Below are 16,884 nucleotides of genomic sequence, written 5' to 3'. Positions count from 1 at the left end.
CCATCCGGACATTCGCGCATGCATCGCATCCGCCCCGCTTTCGCACTCCTTGCCGTCGCCCTGGCACTCCCGCTGGTGGCCGCCGAACCCGAAGGCGCGGCCAGGCCGCTCACCACCCAGCAGATCCTCGATGCCTCGCAGCCGTCGGACTGGCGCATCCCGGCCCCGGAGGACACGCTGTACATGGACCTCGAGGCCGGCCGGGTGGTGATCGAACTGGCGCCCGCGTTCGCGCCCGCCCACGTGGCGAACATCCGCACGCTGGCGGCCGAGGGCTTCTGGAACGGGACCAGCATCTACCGCTCGCACGACAACTTCGTGGTGCAGTTCGGCGACGCCGACGCCGACGATCCGGCCAAGGCCAGGCCGCTGGGCAGCGCGAAGACCGCGCTGCCGGCCGAGTTCGAACGCAGCGCGCGCGGCCTCGACTTCCATGTCCTGCCCGACCCCGATGGCTGGGCGCCGCAGGTCGGCTTCGCCGAAGGTTTCCCGGCGGCGCGCGAAGGCAGCGACGGGCAGGCGTGGATGGCGCATTGCTACGGCGCGCTCGGCGCCGGCCGCAACAACGCGCCCGACAGCAGCATCGGTGCCGAACTCTACGTGGTCACCGGCCAGTCGCCGCGCCAGCTCGATCGCAACATCACCGTGGTCGGTCGCGTGATCCGCGGCATGGAACTGCTCTCTGCGATCCGCCGCGGCCCGCCGCCGATGGGTTTCCACGAGGATCCGGCGCAGCGCACGCCGATCGCCGCGATCACGCTGGCCTCGGAGCTGCCGGAGGCGCGGCGCGAACGCATCGAGGTGCTGCGCACCGACACGCCCACCTTCGATGCCCTGGTCGAGTCGCGCCGCAACCGCACCGACGACTTCTACCACCGCCCTGCCGGCCACATCGACCTGTGCAATATCGCGATCCCGGTGCGCACGCCCGACGAAGGCGGGCACTGAAGCGGCGCGGCATCCTCACGCGGCGTTGGCCGGGGCCTGCCTAGTCTGCCCTCGCCCCCACCGCCCGAGAAGTCACGATGGCCCAGCTCCGCCTCCGCATCGTCAGCTCCGAAGACAACGTCCGCGCGATCATGAACCTGCTGCAGAGCCTGGAGGGGATCGAGCACGTCGAGGAAGTGGCCGACCTGATGCCGCACATGGACGACCCGGACTCCAGCTCGGCCGGCCTGCACGATACGCGCGGCGCCGAAACGCACGAGGTGGAGGTGGAGATCCCCAATCCGGCCACCGCGCGCAAGGTCCGCGACGCGATCGAGACGCTCGCCTTCGACCTGGACGCCTTCGTCGAGATCGAGACGGACGAACAGGAATAGCGCGGGGCCAACCTCCGGCGGGCGCCGTCAGCCGGCCGCCGGCAACGCGTCGATGAACTCCGCCATGCGCTGGCGCTGCGCCGCGTCCGGCAGGCGCCCGCGCGCCGCACCGAGGTTGTCGACCATGTGCCGCGCCTTGCTGGTGGCCGGGGTCACGCAGGTCACCGCCGGGTGTGCGGCGACGTACTTGAGCATGAACTGCGCCCAGGAACGCGCGTCGAATTCCGCCGCCCACTCCGGCAGCGGCCGCTCGCCGATCCGGCTCCACAGCCGGGTGCGGCCGAACGGCAGGTAGACCAGCACGCCGATCCTGCGCGCCTGCGCCAGCGGCAGGATGGTGTCTTCCACGTCGCGGTTGTCGACGGCGTAGTCGACGCCGATGAAATCGATCTCCTCGTTGCGCATCACCTCGAGCAGGCGCGGATAGGCGGGCTTGCTGGTCGAGGTCACGCCCACGTAGCGCACCCGGCCCGCGGCCTTGAGTTCGCGCAGGACCGCCAGGTGGGTGGGGATGTCGGCCAGGTTGTGCACCTGCACCAGGTCCAGCCGCGCCTTGCCCAGGCGCGCGAACGAGGTTTCGATCTGTTCGCGCGCCTGCGCGGGATCGGCCTTGGCGTCGTCCCCGCGTCCGGCGACGTTGAGCTTGGTGGCCCAGAAGAGGCGATCGGTGATGCCCAGCGCGCGGGCGAGCTCGCCGGCGACCTCTTCCGAGGCGCCATAGGAAGGCGCGGTATCGAACACCGTGCCGCCACCTTCCACCAGCGCCTGCAGCACGTCGCGCAGCGCGTCGCTGTCCTCGCCGCGCGCGACCTGCGAGAACGTCGCCGAACTGCCCAGGCCGACCAGCGGCAGCGGTTCTCCGGTCGAGGGGATGGCGCGCGTCAGCAACGGCCCGTCGTCGGCGGCCAGCAGGCGTCCGTGCGGAAACGCCGCCGCGATCGCGGCGGCAAGGGAGATCTTCAGGCAATCGCGGCGCGTGGCCATGGGCGGACTCCTCGGATGGGTGTGCCGTGCTTCCGTCGCGCCCGCGTCGCCTGCCGCGACGCAGTGGACGCGGGCGCAACCCATGCCGCGTCGTGCAGACCGGGCGGGACAGGTGGCCCGAGTCTGACGCCTCACCGGGGATCGTTCAAACCCGCGCGCCGGTCGCGGTTCCCGCGCCGCTCCCGCGCGCGCGCTGCCGCAGCCGGTCCGGCTCCCTGCCCCTTTGGACGCATATCGCCTGTGGACGGCAGCCACTAGCATGATGCGCGGAGGACCACCACCGCATGCGCATCGCCCTGCTCGCCGACCTGCATGCCAACCGCGAGGCGACCGAGGCCTGCCTGGCCGCGCTCGGCCGCGCGGGCTGCAGCCGCTACGTGTTCCTCGGCGACTGCGTCGGCTACGGGGCCGATCCGGCCTGGGTGGTCGACACCGTGCGCGAGCATGTCGCCGGCGGCGCGGTCGCCGTGCTCGGGAACCACGACCAGGCCGCCGCCCGCGCGCCGTCGGACGGCATGGTGCCCGAGGCCCGCGAAGCCATTGCCTGGACCCGGCGCCAGCTCGACCCCGGCCAGCTCGCCTTCCTCGCCAGCCTGCCGCTGCAGGTGCAGGAGGACGATCGCCTGTACGTGCACGCCAATGCCTGGGCGCCGGCGGAATGGGGCTACGTGTCCAGCCGCGCCATGGCCACGCGCAGCCTGGAGGCGACCGCCCAGCGCCTGACGTTCTGCGGCCACGAGCATCGCCCCGCGCTGTACTACGCGCAGCCCGGCCCGGCCGGCCATTTCCAGCCGGTCGCGGGCCGCCCGGTGCCGCTGCCGGGCACGCGCCGCTGGCTGGCGATCCCCGGGGCCTGCGGGCAGCCGCGCGACGGCGATCCGGCGGCCGCCTGCGCCATCCACGATACCGGCGACGGCAGCCTGACCTTCCTGCGCGTGCCCTACGACCACGAACGTGCCGCGGCGAAGATCGTCGAGGCGGGCCTGCCGCACGCCTTTGCCACGCGGCTGCTGGCAGGGACATGAGATGAAACCGCAGCCCGGCAAGGTGATCGGTGGCTACACCCTGCTCGCGCCGCTGCACGAAGGCGGCATGGCCACCCTGTGGCGGGTGTCGCATCCGCAGCAGGGGTTCGCGCTGCTGATGAAGCTGCCGCACCTGGGCTATGGCGAGAACGTGGCCAAGCTGGTCGGCTTCGAGGTCGAGCGGATGCTGATGCCGACCCTCGCAGGACCGCACGTCCCACGCCATGTCGCCAGCGGCGACGACGGCGACCAGCCCTGGCTGGTGATGGAACACGTGCCGGGCGAAACCCTGCGCGTGCTGCTCGACGACGCCCCGCTGCCCGTGGACCGGGTGGCCGCGCTCGGCGTCCTGGCGGCGAGCGCGCTCGAGGACCTGCACCGGCAGCACGTCGTGCACCTGGACATCAAGCCCAGCAACCTGATGCTGCACGCGGACGCGCAGACCGGCGCAGAGCGCATCGTGCTGATCGACTTCGGCCTGTCGCACCACGCGCAGCTGCCCGACCTGCTGGCCGAGCAGTTCCAGATCCCGCTCGGGACCGCGCCCTACATCTCGCCCGAACAGGTGCTGGGCGTGCGCGACGATCCGCGCAGCGACCTGTTCGCGCTGGGCGTGGCGCTCTACCACCTTGCCACCGGCCAGCGGCCTTTCGGCAACCCCACCAGCCAGCGCGGCCTGCGGAGACGGCTCTACCAGGCGCCGGCGCCGCCACGGGCGCTGCAGCCCGACATCCCGCGCTGGTTCCAGGAAATCGTGCTGCGCTGCCTGGAGGTCGATCCGGACGCCCGCCATCCCAGCGCCGCGCAGTTGGCCTTCGACCTGGCCCATCCCGAACAGGTGCCGCTGACCCAGCGCGCCGGGCGCGCGCGGCGCGACGGTCGACTGCAGGTGGCCCGGCGCTGGTTCCACGCGCTGGGCCGCGACCCGGCGACGGTCGCACAGCGCAGCGCGGCCACGGCGCGCGATGCGCCACTGGTGATGGTCGCCCTCGACACGCGCCAGCAGGACCGCGAGCTTGACGCCTCGCTCAACGACCTGGTGCAGCGCATCGTGCAGACCTCGCCGGGCGCGCGCCTGGCCTGCGTGACGGTGATGCGCACCGCCCGCGTGGGCATGGACAGCAACCTCGACGGGGCCGGCCGCAACCGCCACGTCAAGCGCCTGGTGGCGATGCGCCACTGGGCACGGGCGCTGCAGCTGCCAGACCACCGCATCACCTTCCACGTGCTCGAATCGACCGACGTGGCCGAGGCGCTGGTGGGTTTCTCGCGCGACAACGGCATCGACCACGTGCTGATGGGCGCGCGTGGCGTCACCGGCATGCGCCGGATCCTGGGCAGCGTGTCGGCGCGCGTGGTCGCCGAAGCCGACTGCACGGTCACCGTGGTGCGCGGCGCCCGGACGGCGGCGCAGGCCTGAGGCCGCGCCCGCGCCGGATCAGAAGCTGGCGCCGTCCACTTCGACCACCTCGAGTCCGCCCAGCTCCACCTCCGGCAGGCAGCGCACGTTGACCATCGCCATGGCCACGCCGTCGCGGCCCTTGCCCTCGCTGAAGGTCGCGATGCCGCAGTTGGCGCAGAAATGGTGGGCGATCGCCTCGCGATTGAAGCGGTAGGTGGACAGGTCCTGTTCCGGCGTCTTCAGCGTCAGCGCCTCGCGCGGGAACGCGGCCAGCAGGCCGCCGCGCCGGCGGCACATCGAACAGTTGCAGTCGATGACCTGGCCGATCTCGCCCTCGAGCTCGAACGCGATCCTGCCGCAGTGGCAGCTGCCCTGGTATGTCGCCATGTGACGCCTCCGCCTGAATTCGCGCCGAGGTTACTCCCGCGCGGCCGCGGCTGTCGCCCGCGACGCCAACGTGCCGATGACCGGCGATCGCACGGGCCAGGGGCGCGGACGCCGCTCGTGCGGTCAGCCTTCGCTGGCCGCAGCCACCGGCGCACCCGTATCGGCACCGGCCCCACCCGTCGCGCCCAGGCCCAGGCGCGAACGCTCCAGCCACCAGGCCAGCGCGGCCAGCGCGAGCCAGGCCAGGAACCACGGCCACGCGGGGCCGGGTGCGCGCGGCACCGCAGCGGCTGTTCGTTCATCGTCCGTCGCCGGCGCGATGGCAGTGAGCGCCACCGTGGCCTCGCGCAATGCGCCCAGGCGCAGGCCCTCGTCCGCGTCGGCGGCGGCGACATGGAAACCGCGCCCGGCATCGCCCAGTCGCAGGCGATGCCAGCCCGCGAGCCGCGGCCAGAACCCGGCGCAGTCGCGCGCACCGCTGGCCGGATCCACCACCGGCCGCATCACCGCGCCATCGGGCGCCTCCACGACCGCGCCTTCCGGCCAGCCGCAGAGGCGCAGGCGCTCGCCGACCCGGGCATCGGCGTCGATCACGGGCAGGACGTCGGGGCGCGCGCGCGCCAGGGTGGCGAGCGCCGGACCCCACAGGTCGTCGAACAGGTCCGCGCGCCCGTGCAGCGGCAGCACGTAGCTGTCGAGCAGCGTCCACAGTCCGATCCGGCCGCGCCCTTCGCCACGCCACCAGCCGGCCGGCACGTCTCCGCCGGGTGCGAAGGCGATCGCTTCGGCGCCATCCACGCGCCAGCCGCGACGGCTCAGCCGCGGCGGCGGCGCCTGCGCCTGCTCCAGGTCGAACGGCGCATCCTCGCTGCCGCTGCCCATGCGCGCGCGCAGGGCCTGTTCGTCATCCACCCGCGCAGGCGGCAGCGACCAGGGCGCACTGCCGCGGCCACCGGCGATCGCGAAGCTAGGCCTCCGCAGGCCACGCAGCGTCGTCTCCGGCAAGGGCGTGTCGGCGCGCAGCAGCAGGCCCAGGCCCTCCCGCACCGCGGCCAGCACGCGGGCGCGGCCGGCCTCGCCCAACCCGGCCCAGGCGCGTGCGTCCGCGATCACCAGGTCGGCCTCGGCCAGTGCCGCCTCGTCCAGCGGCGCGGCACCCAGCTGCAGGCCGCCGCCGAGCGCGATGCGGGCCTGGACTTTCGCACCCGCGTCCACCAGCCAGCGCCGCAGCGCGCGCGTTTCGGGGCCGGGGGCGCCCGCCAGCAGCAGCACGCGCGGCGGCGCGGACGCTTCGATCCACAGCGGCGCGGCCACCTGCCCGACCGCTGCGCCCTCGGCGTCCAGCACCCGCAGCTCGAAGCGCGCGGCACCGGCCGCCAGCGCGACGCCGTGCACGGTGAAGCGGCCGTCGTCGCCGAGGCCGGCGGCATCGACGCGACGTCCGGCCGGATCGTGCAGCGCGACGCTGCCGCCGTCGACGCCCGCGACCTGCCCGGCGATCGCGAAGCCCGCGCCACGGTGGACGCCGGCAGGCAGGGACAGGCGCACCAGGCCCGCCGGCAACGGCGGTGGCTCGAAGGCGACCAGGACCGTACGCGCCGCCTCGCGGTCGCGTGCGACGAGACCCGCGCCCAGCACGCGGATGCGGGTGGTTCCGGGATGCTGGCGCAGCGCGGTGGCCAGGTCGGGCACGCGCGCGTCAGCAGCGATGCTGGCCTCCGGCAGCGCCACCAGCCGGCCCTCCACGCCCACCGCATCGGCACTGGTAGCGCCTTCGGTCAGCACCACCAGCGTCGCCGGATCGAGGGGCCGCTGCGGCGGGAACAAGGCCAGGTACAGCCCGCCCGCCAGCAGCGGCTGCAGCACCAGCAGCAGGGCCAGCCGCCAGGCACGCGGGCGCCGCGGATCGGCGCGATGGGCACGCCACAGCCGCAGCGCGGCGACCGCGACCGCCAGTGCGAGCAGCAACGCGACGAGGCTGCCGGGGTCCATGAGGCTCATGGCGCCTCCCGCGCGGCGTGCAGCGCATCGAGGTAGCGCCCCGCGGCGTCGGCGTCGGTCCGGCGCCCGAACGCACCTGCCGGACGCGGCAGGGCGCTCCACACCAGCCCACGCAGCGTGGCACGACAGTCGGCGCAGCCCGGATCCTGGCGCAGCGCGTCGATCGCGGCGACCCAGGCGAGCGGATCGTCGAGGCGATCGCGCTGCGCCCCGGTCCAGCGTTCCAGGGCGTCGAGCGTGGCCGGCAGCGTGTCGACACCCGTGGTGCCGAGCGATTGCCAGGCCGCGGCCAACGCAGCGTCCGCCTCCTCCGCGGCGAGGGCCGGCAGGGCGCGGTTGCGCAGGCCGCTGCGGTCGCCGCCCAGGCGCCGCGATTCATCCACCGGCGGCAGTTGCGTGCCCACGCGCTGCAGGTAGATGCGCTCGGCTTGCTGCACCTGCTTGATCAGCTCCAGCGCGCGGTAGGCATACGGCAGCGCCTCGCCCGGCGCGGCCTGGCGCAGGTGCAGCTCGGACTGCCACATCTCCCCCAGCGCCTTGCGCAGGGTTTCGCGCGTCTGCGGATCGAGCAGGGTCGCCGCCTCGGCGATGTCGTGCGTGTGGCCGAACGCCTCCAGCACGTCGCCGACGTTGCCGAAACCTGCGGCCGGGGCCGCACCCTCCGCTGCGTGGTCGTGTCCGTCGTCGTGCGGCGCGTCGTGAGCCTGCGCGTCGTCCGCGGCCGGCGCGTCGCTGGTGGGCAGATCGCTGGTCGGCAAGTCGCTGGTCGGCGGTGCGCGGCCGCCCTCGCTTTCCTCGCCGAGGAACTGGCCGTAGCGCAGGCGCAGCAGGCGCTGGTCGACGCCGATCAGGTCCGAGCGCCGTTCGAATTCGTCCGCCGCCAGCTGCGGCCGCTCCGCCAGCAGGGCCTCGGCGTCGATGATGATCTGGCGCTGGCTGCGGAAGTAGGCCGGCAGCACCTGGCGCGCCAGCCCATCGAGGCCTTCCGCGCCGAGCACCGGTTCGGGCGGCCAGCGCAGGATCACGCTGGCGCTGCGCGCAAGCTGCGGCTGCGGCGCGCGGTTGTCGAGCACCTCCAGCCGCGCGACCAGGTCCTCGCCGCGCTGCAGACCGAAGTCGGCGGGGCGCAGGCGCAGTTCGAAGCGCCGGCTGCGCGCATCGCCCCGGCCCTGCAGCACGCGCACGTGCTCCTGGAAGCGGATGTTCTCGCCGGTGCCCTCGGTGCGGGTCAGCAGCAGGCGCGCGCGCGTCGACACGCCGTAGTCGTCCAGCGCCTCGAACTGCAGCAGCCAGTCGCGCTGGCTCGGCGCCAGCAGGGTCAGGCCGCGCTCGGGCGCCAGCACGCGCACGCGTGGCGGCAGGTCGGGCACCGCGTCCAGGCGGTACAGCGGCGCGCTTTCCGCGCCCGCGACGCCTGCCGGCACGACGCGGTAGAGCGTGGACGCCTGCAGCGCCAGGGCTGCGGTCCAATGTCCGCCTTCGCGCTGCAGGGCGATGCGGCGACCGTCGTGGAAGACCAGGTCGACAGCGCGAGGCTGCGGCGCGTAGCGCAGGCGCCAGCGCAGCGTGCTGCCGACCGGCGCCTCCGCCTCCAGCGTCTGCGTGGTGCTGGACGCGACGCCGGTATAGGCCGGCGGCTGCAGCTGCAGCGACTGCGAGAGCAGCTGCGGCGCTTCCACGGCGGCCGCGGCACTCGCGGCAGGCGGCGCATCGACGATGGCCGGCCTGGCGGCGGGCCACAGCGCCACGACCAGGCACGTCGCCGCCAGCGCCAGCCATGCCGGCACGATCGCGCCCGTCGACCACGACGGGCGCAGGTCCGGCGCCGGACGGTCGCGCAGCCGCTGTTCGAGACGATCGCGCTGCAGCCGCTGCAGTGGCGACAGTGCGGCGTCGTCCGCGAGCAGCAGGCCGCTGCTGTCGTCGAGGTCGCTTCGCGCCGCGTCCAGCTGCTGCACCAGCCAGTTCCGGTCGAAATGGCGACGCCGGCGCAGCGCCACGGCGATCACCGCGACCAGCCCGGCTGTCGCCACCGCCGCTGCGGCCCAGCCGCCGGGCCAGCGCCACAGCAGCGCGGCGAGCGCCAGCGGCACCGGCAGCAGCTGCGCCAGCGCGTCGAGCAGCGCGCGGCGGCGCGTACGCGCGAGCAGGTTGCCGAGCGCGGTGCGTGCGCTCATGCCGCGGCTCCGCGCCGGCGCGCGCTGGCCAGCCAGCGCTCGAGCAGGAACAGCAGCGCAATGGCCAGCGCGATCCACGGCCGCAGGTCCTGCGGTGCCGGCGCCACCGCGCGCGCGCCCGGTTGCGGCGCGTAATCGGCCGCCATCACCATCGTGGGCGCCGGCGGCGGCTGCACAAGCTCGCGCAACGTGCGCGGGAACGCGGGATCCAGCAGTTGCGGCATCCCGGCCGGCGCCAGCGCGCGCGTCAACTGCAGCAGCCTGCCGCGGCCCTGCGGCGCCGCCTGCAGCAGCGGCGCGCCGGTCTCGTCGCGCCAGACCACGACCGGTTGGGCGGCGCCAGGCCAGTCCGCGCCCGCCGGCAGCAGCAGCTGTCCGCCCCGCTCCACCCACCGCATCACGTCGGCCGGCAGCGGGCCGGCGCGCCACCACGCCAGCAGTCCGACGTCCGGCGCCGGCAGGTCGACGGTGTCGGCAAGGTCGACCGGCGACCCGTCCGCGCCCTGCCACGCCGAGGCCACGGCCCGCAGGTAGGCGAGGCCCTCGCGATGCGCGGCGTCGTATCGGATCGCCATCGTCGGCGCCGTATCCGCCGCGGGTTCAAGCCTCGAGCCGCCGGCGACGATGGTCCATTCGATCTCGCGCGTGAGCCGCAGGCGGCCGGCATCGGCGCCGGCCAGCCGCTCCGGGACCAGTACGGTGAGCGGGGCGCCGGGCGACAGTCCCGCATCGAACTCGCGCAACAGGCTCGCGACGGGAACGCGGCCGGCCGGCGGCGGCTGGTCCAGCGTCGGGAAACCGGGCGCCAGCCAGCGCGCGTCGATGTCGCGATCGCCGAGCACGGCGGCGATCGCCTCCGCGTCCACGCCCGGCATCGCCAGCAGGCGCGGCCGGGTGTCCACCGTGCCCAGCAGCGCGGGCCGGGCCAGCAACAGCGCCAGCAGCGCGACCAGCAACAGGCGCACCGCCAGCAGCCAGGGCTCGTCGAAGCGCAGCCGGCGGCGCGGCTTCGGCCGCGCGCGCAGCCAGCGCAGCGCGGCGAACATGGTCGGCCGCTGCTGCTGCCGTCGCGCCAGGTGGATCAGCAGCGGCAGCGCCAGTGCGGCGAGCGCGGCCAGGGCCGCGGGCATGAGCAGCGTCGGGTTCATGCGTCGCCGCCGCCCGGACCGGCGGCGAACAGCGCACGCAGCGGCTGCAGCAGCGGCTCGTCGAGCACGTGCACGGCGCAGCGGATGCCGGCTTCGGCAAACCGCGCGTGCAGGGCCCGCTGCGCCTCGCCGAACTTCGCCAGGAATTCCGCGCGCAGCGCGCGGGCATCGCCCGGCAGCGCTTCGCCCGTTTCCGGGTCGATGAAGCGGCGGCCGTCATCGAAAGGGAAATCGCGCTCGGCCACGGCCAGCAACTGGATCGCGAGCACTTCGCGCCGCGCCGCGGCCAGCCGGGTCGCCAGCGCCGGCACGGCCGGGTCGAGGAAGTCGCCCAGCACCACCACCAGGTCGTCCGGCGCGATGCGCTCCCAGACCGGGCGCAGCCGCGCCTCGTCGGGCACGCCGCCGCCGGCCTGGAGACGTTCGAGTTCGAACAGCAGACGCTCGCGCTGGCGGCTGCCGGCGGCGGCGGGCACCAGCGCCAGCGCGTCCTCGCGCAGGGCCACCAGCCCGGCGCGATCGCCCTGGCGCAGCGCGACCTCGGCGATGCACGCGGCCAGCGTCTTCGCCGCGTCCAGGCGCGACCAGTCGGGCCGGGCCTCGTCGGCCTGCGCCATCGACGCGCTGGCATCGAGCATGATCCACACCGCCAGCGGACTGTCGCGCTCGGCCTCGCGCACGAAGAAGCGGTCGCTGCGCGCGTACAGCTTCCAGTCGATGCGGCGCGGCTCGTCGCCCGGCTCGTAGCCGCGGTACTGCGAGAACTCCAGGCCCGTGCCCTTGTCGCGACTGCGGTGCTGGCCACCGCCGCGCAGCGCGCTGCTGCGGCGCGAGGCGATGCGCAGCCCGCGCAGCTGCGCGCGCAGGCCCGGCGTGACGGGATCGTGGCCCATCGGCTTGGCGCTGCTCAGGCGCCCGGGGGCGGCACGTCGCGCAGCAGCGCGGCGATGACCTCGTCCGGGCGCTTGCCTTCGGCCTCGGCCGCGAACGACAACAGCAGCCGGTGGCGCAGGACCGGTGCCGCCAGCGCCAGCACGTCCTCGCGCGTGGCGGCGAGGCGGCCGTGCAGGATCGCGCGCGCCTTCGAGGCCAGCACCAGCGACTGTCCCGCGCGCGGCCCCGCGCCCCACTTCACGTAGTCGCGCACCGCCTGCGGCGCGCCTCCGCCCGGCCGGGTCGCGCGCACCAGCCGGGTGATCCACGCCAGCAGGTCCTCGCCCACGTGCACCTGGCGCACCAGCGCCTGCAGCGCCAGCACATCCTCGCCGCCCATCACCCGCGGCACCTCGGCCACGTGGCTGGAGGTGGTCTGGGCGATGATCGCGCGCTCCTCCTCCTCGCCGGGGTAGTCGAGCGCGATGTGCAGGAGGAAGCGGTCGAGTTGCGCCTCCGGCAGCGGATAGGTGCCGGCCTGCTCGATCGGGTTCTGTGTGGCCAGCACGAAGAACGGTGCCGGCAGCGCGTGCGTCACGCCGGCGAAGCTGACCGTGTGTTCCTGCATCGCCTCCAGCAGCGCGGCCTGGGTCTTGGGCGGCGTCCGGTTGAGTTCGTCGGCGAGCAGCAGGTTGGTGAACACGGGACCGGGCTGGAAGCGGAAGTGGCGATGGCCGGTGCCGTGGTCCTCCTCCAGCAGTTCGGTGCCAAGCAGGTCGCTGGGCATCAGGTCGGGGGTGAACTGCACGCGCCGGAACTGCAGCTCCAGCGCCTGGCCCAGGGTGCGCACCAGCAGGGTCTTGCCCAGGCCCGGTACGCCTTCGAGCAGGCAGTGGCCGCCGGCGAGCAGGCCGGTGAGCAGCTGCTCGACGACGTCGTGCTGGCCGACGATCGCGGTGCCGATGGCGGCACGCAGGTCGGACAGGCGCGCGACGCGGGACTGGATGTCGGATTCGGTGAGGGGGGTCATGGCGCGATCCTGGTCATACAGATGGAAGAACCCGCCGAGACTTGATCCGGGTTTCGGAAGGACGCCACGCCCTGCCGGTTGGGGGTCGCTCTTCGCTCGGTCGGGGCATCCTGCCCCGACTCGCGCGCAAAACATCCATGTCTTGCTTGCCGCGACCCCCAACCGGCAGTGCGCGGCTCACCGGGTCTGATAGTTCGGCGATTCGGTCCCGGTGGTGTTTGGTTTCGTGACGATGGAAACCACGATAGGAAGAGGGCGATGGCCGTTCCGGTCTGGGGGTTGCGGATAGCAGCGCATGGATGCGCTGCGGCGGCGAGTCAGCCATGGGTGAACGCGCATGGCTTGCGCGGCATGCCGCGCATGCGCGTGAACGCCCGGCGCGCTGCGCCGGGCCGGACCGCGAAGCGGGCTGACCGAGCCGGGGAGCAACCCCCGGACCGGGACGGCCTCGGTCCGCAAGCCTGCGTCCAGCCCCGTCCACCAACAGGCCACCCTTCACGAAGGGGCGGAGCCAGAAAAAGCGCTCCTCGGCTTTCGCCGGTGTGCCAGCTCGGCCATGGTGACCGCCGGAAGCCCCGAGAATCGACAGCCCAATGCTCATGCCGTCAGCGCATACACCACGATGTTGACCGCGAACTTCGTGTTGTCCTCGGCCAGGAAGCGCTTGTTGCGCCAGTCGTAGTCCCATTCGCAGCCGTAGTCCTTGTTGCTGTAGAGCACGCCCAGGCGGCCGTCGATGTCGATGCCCTTGAGGTAGTCGTGCACCAGGTCGTCGCCCCAGCCGTTGAGCTCGTAGCTGGTCGCCGGCGGCCCGTCGGGGAAGCTGAAGAAGCTGCTGTAGAGCGGATGCCGCCTGGGCAGCTTCGCCAGCGCGCGCGGGCCGAAGATCGACGCCATCTGCGTCTCGAACGACTTGGCGAACAGGCCGTCGATATCGTGGTTGCAGTCGTCGACGAACACGAAGCCGCCGTTGCGCACGTAGCGTTCGAAGTTGCGCCGCTCGGCCGGGTTGAACTCGACCAGCTTGTGCCCGGCCAGGTAGCAGAACGGCGCGGACAGCATCTTCGGGTCGGCCAGCTCGACCTGATGTTCCTTGGGATCCACGCGCAGGCCGGTGTAGTCGATCAGCGAGGTGATCAGGTTGGACGGCATGCGCTCGTCCACGTCCCAGTCGCCGGAGTCGTACTTGAGCCGGGTGAACCAGAAGTCGTAGCTGGCCGCGCCGGCGGCATGCGCGCCAAAGGACCTGCCCGCCAGCCAGGCGCCGGCGGCGGCGCCCAGGCCCATGCGCAGGAACTGCGCGCGGTTCATGCCTGTGCCCATGCGGACGACCCCCTGACGGTGACGCAATAGCGGCGGGGCGGGCGCGGAGGATCGGACGAACCGGACCTGGCCGGTGCCTGCCCCCACCCCAACCCTCTCCCGCACGCGGGAGAGGGAGCAAGGCGGTTGCGGCGCGGGATCACACCGCGTCGGAGAGCGAGGTGAAGGTGAAATCGCGCAGGCGCATCGGCGGGATCATCATCGCGAAGCGCGACTCGTCGCCGCTCACCCTGACCGGCTTGCCGAGCTCGTCGATGTTGTTGAGCATGATCACCGGCGATTCGTTGAAGCGGAAGTTCTTGACCGGGTGCTTGATCTGCCCGTTCTCGATGTAGAACGTGCCGTCGCGGGTCAGGCCGGTGAGCAGCACGGTCTGCGGATCGACCATGCGGATGTACCAGGTGCGGGTGACCAGGATGCCGCGTTCGGTCTCGCGCACCAGGTCGGCGGTGGACTTGGTGCCGCCGGACATGATCAGGTTGCCCGGCGTGGCCACCGCCTCGCGTCCCTGCTGCTGCGCCCAGTAGCGCGAATACAGCAGGTTGGCCACCTTGCCGTTCTCGATCACCGGCATGCGCTTGCGCGCCATGCCCTCATCGTCCCAGGGCAGGACCGGCGCGTTCGGATCGGCCGGGTCGGCCCAGATGTTCACGCGCGGGTCGTAGACCTGCTCGCCGAGCTTGTTGCCGCCGCCCTTCTTCGAGAGGAAGCTGCGGCCCTCGTCGGCCTGGCGCGCGTCGAAGAAGAACATCATGAACGAGATCAGGCCCGCGGCCGCGTGCGGCTCCAGCACCACGGTGTACTTGCCCGGCTCCAGCGCCTTGGCATCGGCCGATTCGCGCGCCTTGCGGATGGCGATGGCGACATCGCGCCCGGCATCGAGCTGCGAGATGTCGGTGACGTTGCGCCCCACCCAGCCCGAGCCGCGGCCATCCTCGGTGCGCACGGTGCAGGTGTAGTCGGCGCCGGTCGAGGTCTGGTAGCCGAAGTTGCCGTTGCTGTTGGCGATCGCGGTGAACGAGCGGCTGTCTTCCAGGAATCCCGCCGCCACCAGCCCGGCCGGGCGGCACGGGGCGATGGAGTCGGCCGCCACCTGGGCGCGGTATTCGGGCGTGATCGCCGCCGTGGCCGCGTTGTAGGTGCTGGTCGCGGTATAGGCCTGCTTGCCGATGGCGGGCATGAACTCCGGATTCTCCGGCGCCAGTCGCGCGAGGTCCTCGGCGCGGCGGACGACGCGTTCGAGCGAAGCGTCGTCGAACTCGTTGATGGTCGCAGTGCCCACGCGCTTGCCGAACGCGACCGAGACGGCCAGCTCGACGTTGTCGACGATGCCGCTGGTGGACACGTCGTTGAGCGCGAAGCGGATGTTGCCGTTGTTGCCGCCCGAGAGCGTGGCGGTGCATTCATCGGCCTTCGACAGCGCGACGACCTTGTCGAGGATGGCCTTGGCTTCGGCTTCGGTGAAGATGCTCATGGTGTTCTCCTGTGCCGGTCAGCCGAGCGAACGGGCGGTGTTGATGACGTTGATGCCGTTGAAGCGGGCGGTGCTCGACCCGTGCGAGACCGCCGAGACCTGCCCGGGCTGGCCCTTGCCGTCGAAGAACGAACCACCGAGGCGGTAGTCGCTTTCGTCGCAGACCGCCGAGCAGGCGTTCCAGAATTCAGGCGTGCGGATCTGGTAGGCCACGTCCTCGAGCATGCCGGTGATCTTGCCGTCCTTGATCTCGTAGAACAGCTGGCCGCCGAACTGCGCGTTGTAGCGCTGCTGATCGATCGAGAACGAGCCGTCGCCGATGATGTAGATGCCGTTCTCGACGTCCTTGACCATGTCGGCCACGGACAGCTTGTCCTTGCCGGCCGCCAGCGAGACGTTGGCCATGCGCTGGAACTGCACGCTCGACCAGGAGTCGGCGTAGCAGCAGCCGTCGGATTCGGCCTTGCCGAGGATGTGGGCCTGGTCGCGGATGGTCTGGTAGTCCACCAGGATGCCGTCCCTGATCAGGTCCCAGCGCTTGCACTTCACGCCTTCGTCGTCGTAGCCGACCGCGCCGAGGCTGCCGGGCTGGGTCTTGTCGGCGAAGATCGTGACCTTGTCGCTGCCGTACTGGAACTTCGACTCGCGCTTGTCGAGCGTGGCGAAGCTGGTGCCGGCGTAGTTGGCCTCGTAGCCCAGCACGCGGTCGAGCTCGAGCGGATGGCCGACCGATTCGTGGATGGTCAGCCAGGTATGCGAGGGATCGAGCACCAGGTCGTACTTGCCCGGCTTGACCGACGGCGCCTTGAGCTTCTCCTGCGCCTGCTTCGCGGCGGCCACCGCGTCCTCGAGCATGTCGTAGGAGTGGCCGTAGTTGACCACCCCGTTGGGCGAGGTGAACTTCTGCGAGGCGTCGCCGTCGAGGTATTCGTAGCCCAGGCCCATCGGCGCCGACAGGCCTTCGCGGGTGCGGAACTTGCCGCTGGCCTTGTCGATCGCGGTCACCGTCATCGGCGCCCAGATGCGGTGCACGTCCTGGTCGATGTAGGAACCGTCGGTGGAGGCGAAGTACTTCTGCTCGTTGACCAGGAACAGGGTGGAATTGACGAAGCTGGCCCCGGCATTGGTCGCCGCGGCGTTCACCGACAGCAGCAGGTCGACCTTGTCCTTGATCGGCACTTCCATCGCGTTGCGCCGGATCGGCGTCTTCCACGCCACCTCGCCGAAGCCGGGCGCGGGCGCCAGCTGCACCGGCGCGGCCTGCACGCGTGCGTTGGCCTTGGCGATCGCGGTGGCACGGCGCGCCGCCTCGGCGACCGATTCGGTGGTCAGGCCGTTGGTCGCGGCGAAACCCCAGGCGCCATCGGCGATCACCCGCACGCCGACGCCGGTGGACTCGGTGTTGACGACGTTCTGCACCTTGTCCTCGCGCGTCATCACGAACTGGCGCAGGTAACGGCCGATGCGCACGTCGCAGTAGCTGGCGCCAGCCGAGCGCGCGGCCTGCAGCGCCGTGTCGGCAAGCTGCTTCTTGATCGAGACATCGAGCGTGGTGACCAGTTGCTCGGCGGCAATCGCCTTGCCGAGCCATGCGGGCAGCGCCAGGGTGCCCATGCCGAGGCCGCCCAGGGCCAGGAAATCGCGTCGTTGCAAGGCCGTATCTCCGTTGTCGTGTCCGCGGCGGCGGGCCGCGGCTCCGGATCGCGCGTCGCGCGCCGGAGGGAACCCCGATTCTCGA

The 16,884-nt window shown here is 72.5% G+C and carries 14 protein-coding genes; 4 read left to right on the top strand and 10 right to left on the bottom strand.

The genetic code is table 11. The features are described 5' to 3' along the window. Window positions 1–18: 18 nt before the first annotated feature. On the top strand, window positions 19–948 hold the full coding sequence (locus tag Q0863_RS03460) for a peptidylprolyl isomerase (RefSeq protein WP_298575059.1): 930 nt from the start codon (window positions 19–21) through the stop codon (window positions 946–948). A 77-nt stretch (window positions 949–1,025) separates the two neighbouring features. Continuing rightward, window positions 1,026–1,322, top strand: a complete 297-nt coding sequence (locus Q0863_RS03455; protein ID WP_298575057.1) for a hypothetical protein — start codon at window positions 1,026–1,028, stop codon at window positions 1,320–1,322. A 27-nt stretch (window positions 1,323–1,349) separates the two neighbouring features. On the opposite strand, the gene Q0863_RS03450 is transcribed toward Q0863_RS03455, so the two are convergent. After that, entirely contained in the window at window positions 1,350–2,306 is a 957-nt protein-coding gene (locus Q0863_RS03450; RefSeq protein ID WP_298575056.1) for an aldo/keto reductase, read from the bottom strand. A 284-nt stretch (window positions 2,307–2,590) separates the two neighbouring features. On the opposite strand from Q0863_RS03450, the gene Q0863_RS03445 reads away from it, so the two are divergent. Next, window positions 2,591–3,331, top strand: coding sequence for a metallophosphoesterase (locus Q0863_RS03445; protein WP_298575054.1), 741 nt, complete (start codon window positions 2,591–2,593; stop codon window positions 3,329–3,331). A 1-nt stretch (window position 3,332) separates the two neighbouring features. Continuing rightward, the gene (locus Q0863_RS03440) at window positions 3,333–4,751 is read left to right on the top strand and encodes a protein kinase (RefSeq protein ID WP_298575052.1); all 1,419 of its coding nucleotides are present in this window, start codon (window positions 3,333–3,335) and stop codon (window positions 4,749–4,751) included. 18 nt (window positions 4,752–4,769) lie between these two features. Here Q0863_RS03440 and Q0863_RS03435 read toward each other — a convergent pair whose 3' ends face one another. The 9 genes from Q0863_RS03435 to Q0863_RS03395 form a co-directional block, all read right to left on the bottom strand. Then, a complete protein-coding gene (locus tag Q0863_RS03435; protein WP_298575050.1) occupies window positions 4,770–5,120 on the bottom strand; it encodes a GFA family protein in 351 nt (116 codons plus the stop codon). Window positions 5,121–5,243: 123 nt separating this feature from the next. Next, window positions 5,244–7,121: a carboxypeptidase regulatory-like domain-containing protein gene (locus Q0863_RS03430; RefSeq protein ID WP_298575048.1), complete on the bottom strand. Its 1,878-nt coding sequence runs from the start codon at window positions 7,119–7,121 to the stop codon at window positions 5,244–5,246. Next, window positions 7,118–9,298, bottom strand: coding sequence for a hypothetical protein (locus Q0863_RS03425; protein ID WP_298575046.1), 2,181 nt, complete (start codon window positions 9,296–9,298; stop codon window positions 7,118–7,120). The genes Q0863_RS03430 and Q0863_RS03425 overlap by 4 nt, the downstream gene beginning before the upstream one ends. Then, window positions 9,295–10,446, bottom strand: coding sequence for a BatA domain-containing protein (locus tag Q0863_RS03420; RefSeq protein WP_298575044.1), 1,152 nt, complete (start codon window positions 10,444–10,446; stop codon window positions 9,295–9,297). Before Q0863_RS03420 ends, Q0863_RS03425 begins: the two co-directional genes overlap by 4 nt. Continuing rightward, entirely contained in the window at window positions 10,443–11,339 is an 897-nt protein-coding gene (locus Q0863_RS03415) for a DUF58 domain-containing protein (protein ID WP_298575042.1), read from the bottom strand. Before Q0863_RS03415 ends, Q0863_RS03420 begins: the two co-directional genes overlap by 4 nt. 14 nt (window positions 11,340–11,353) lie before the next feature. Beyond that, on the bottom strand, window positions 11,354–12,349 hold the full coding sequence (locus tag Q0863_RS03410) for a MoxR family ATPase (protein WP_298575040.1): 996 nt from the start codon (window positions 12,347–12,349) through the stop codon (window positions 11,354–11,356). A 597-nt stretch (window positions 12,350–12,946) separates the two neighbouring features. Continuing rightward, window positions 12,947–13,636, bottom strand: coding sequence for a DUF4159 domain-containing protein (locus Q0863_RS03405; protein WP_298575882.1), 690 nt, complete (start codon window positions 13,634–13,636; stop codon window positions 12,947–12,949). A gap of 175 nt (window positions 13,637–13,811) precedes the next feature. Continuing rightward, the gene (locus Q0863_RS03400; protein WP_298575038.1) at window positions 13,812–15,146 is read right to left on the bottom strand and encodes a TldD/PmbA family protein; all 1,335 of its coding nucleotides are present in this window, start codon (window positions 15,144–15,146) and stop codon (window positions 13,812–13,814) included. A gap of 18 nt (window positions 15,147–15,164) precedes the next feature. Continuing rightward, window positions 15,165–16,799 (bottom strand): TldD/PmbA family protein, encoded by a 1,635-nt coding sequence (locus Q0863_RS03395; RefSeq protein ID WP_298575035.1) that lies wholly within the window; start codon window positions 16,797–16,799, stop codon window positions 15,165–15,167. Between the last annotated feature and the right edge of the window lie 85 nt (window positions 16,800–16,884).

Source organism: uncultured Luteimonas sp. (assembly GCF_947492465.1).
Taxonomy (GTDB): domain Bacteria; phylum Pseudomonadota; class Gammaproteobacteria; order Xanthomonadales; family Xanthomonadaceae; genus Luteimonas.
The sequence above is the reverse complement of the archived record's forward strand: the minus strand, read 5'-3'. Positions and strand labels throughout refer to the sequence as shown.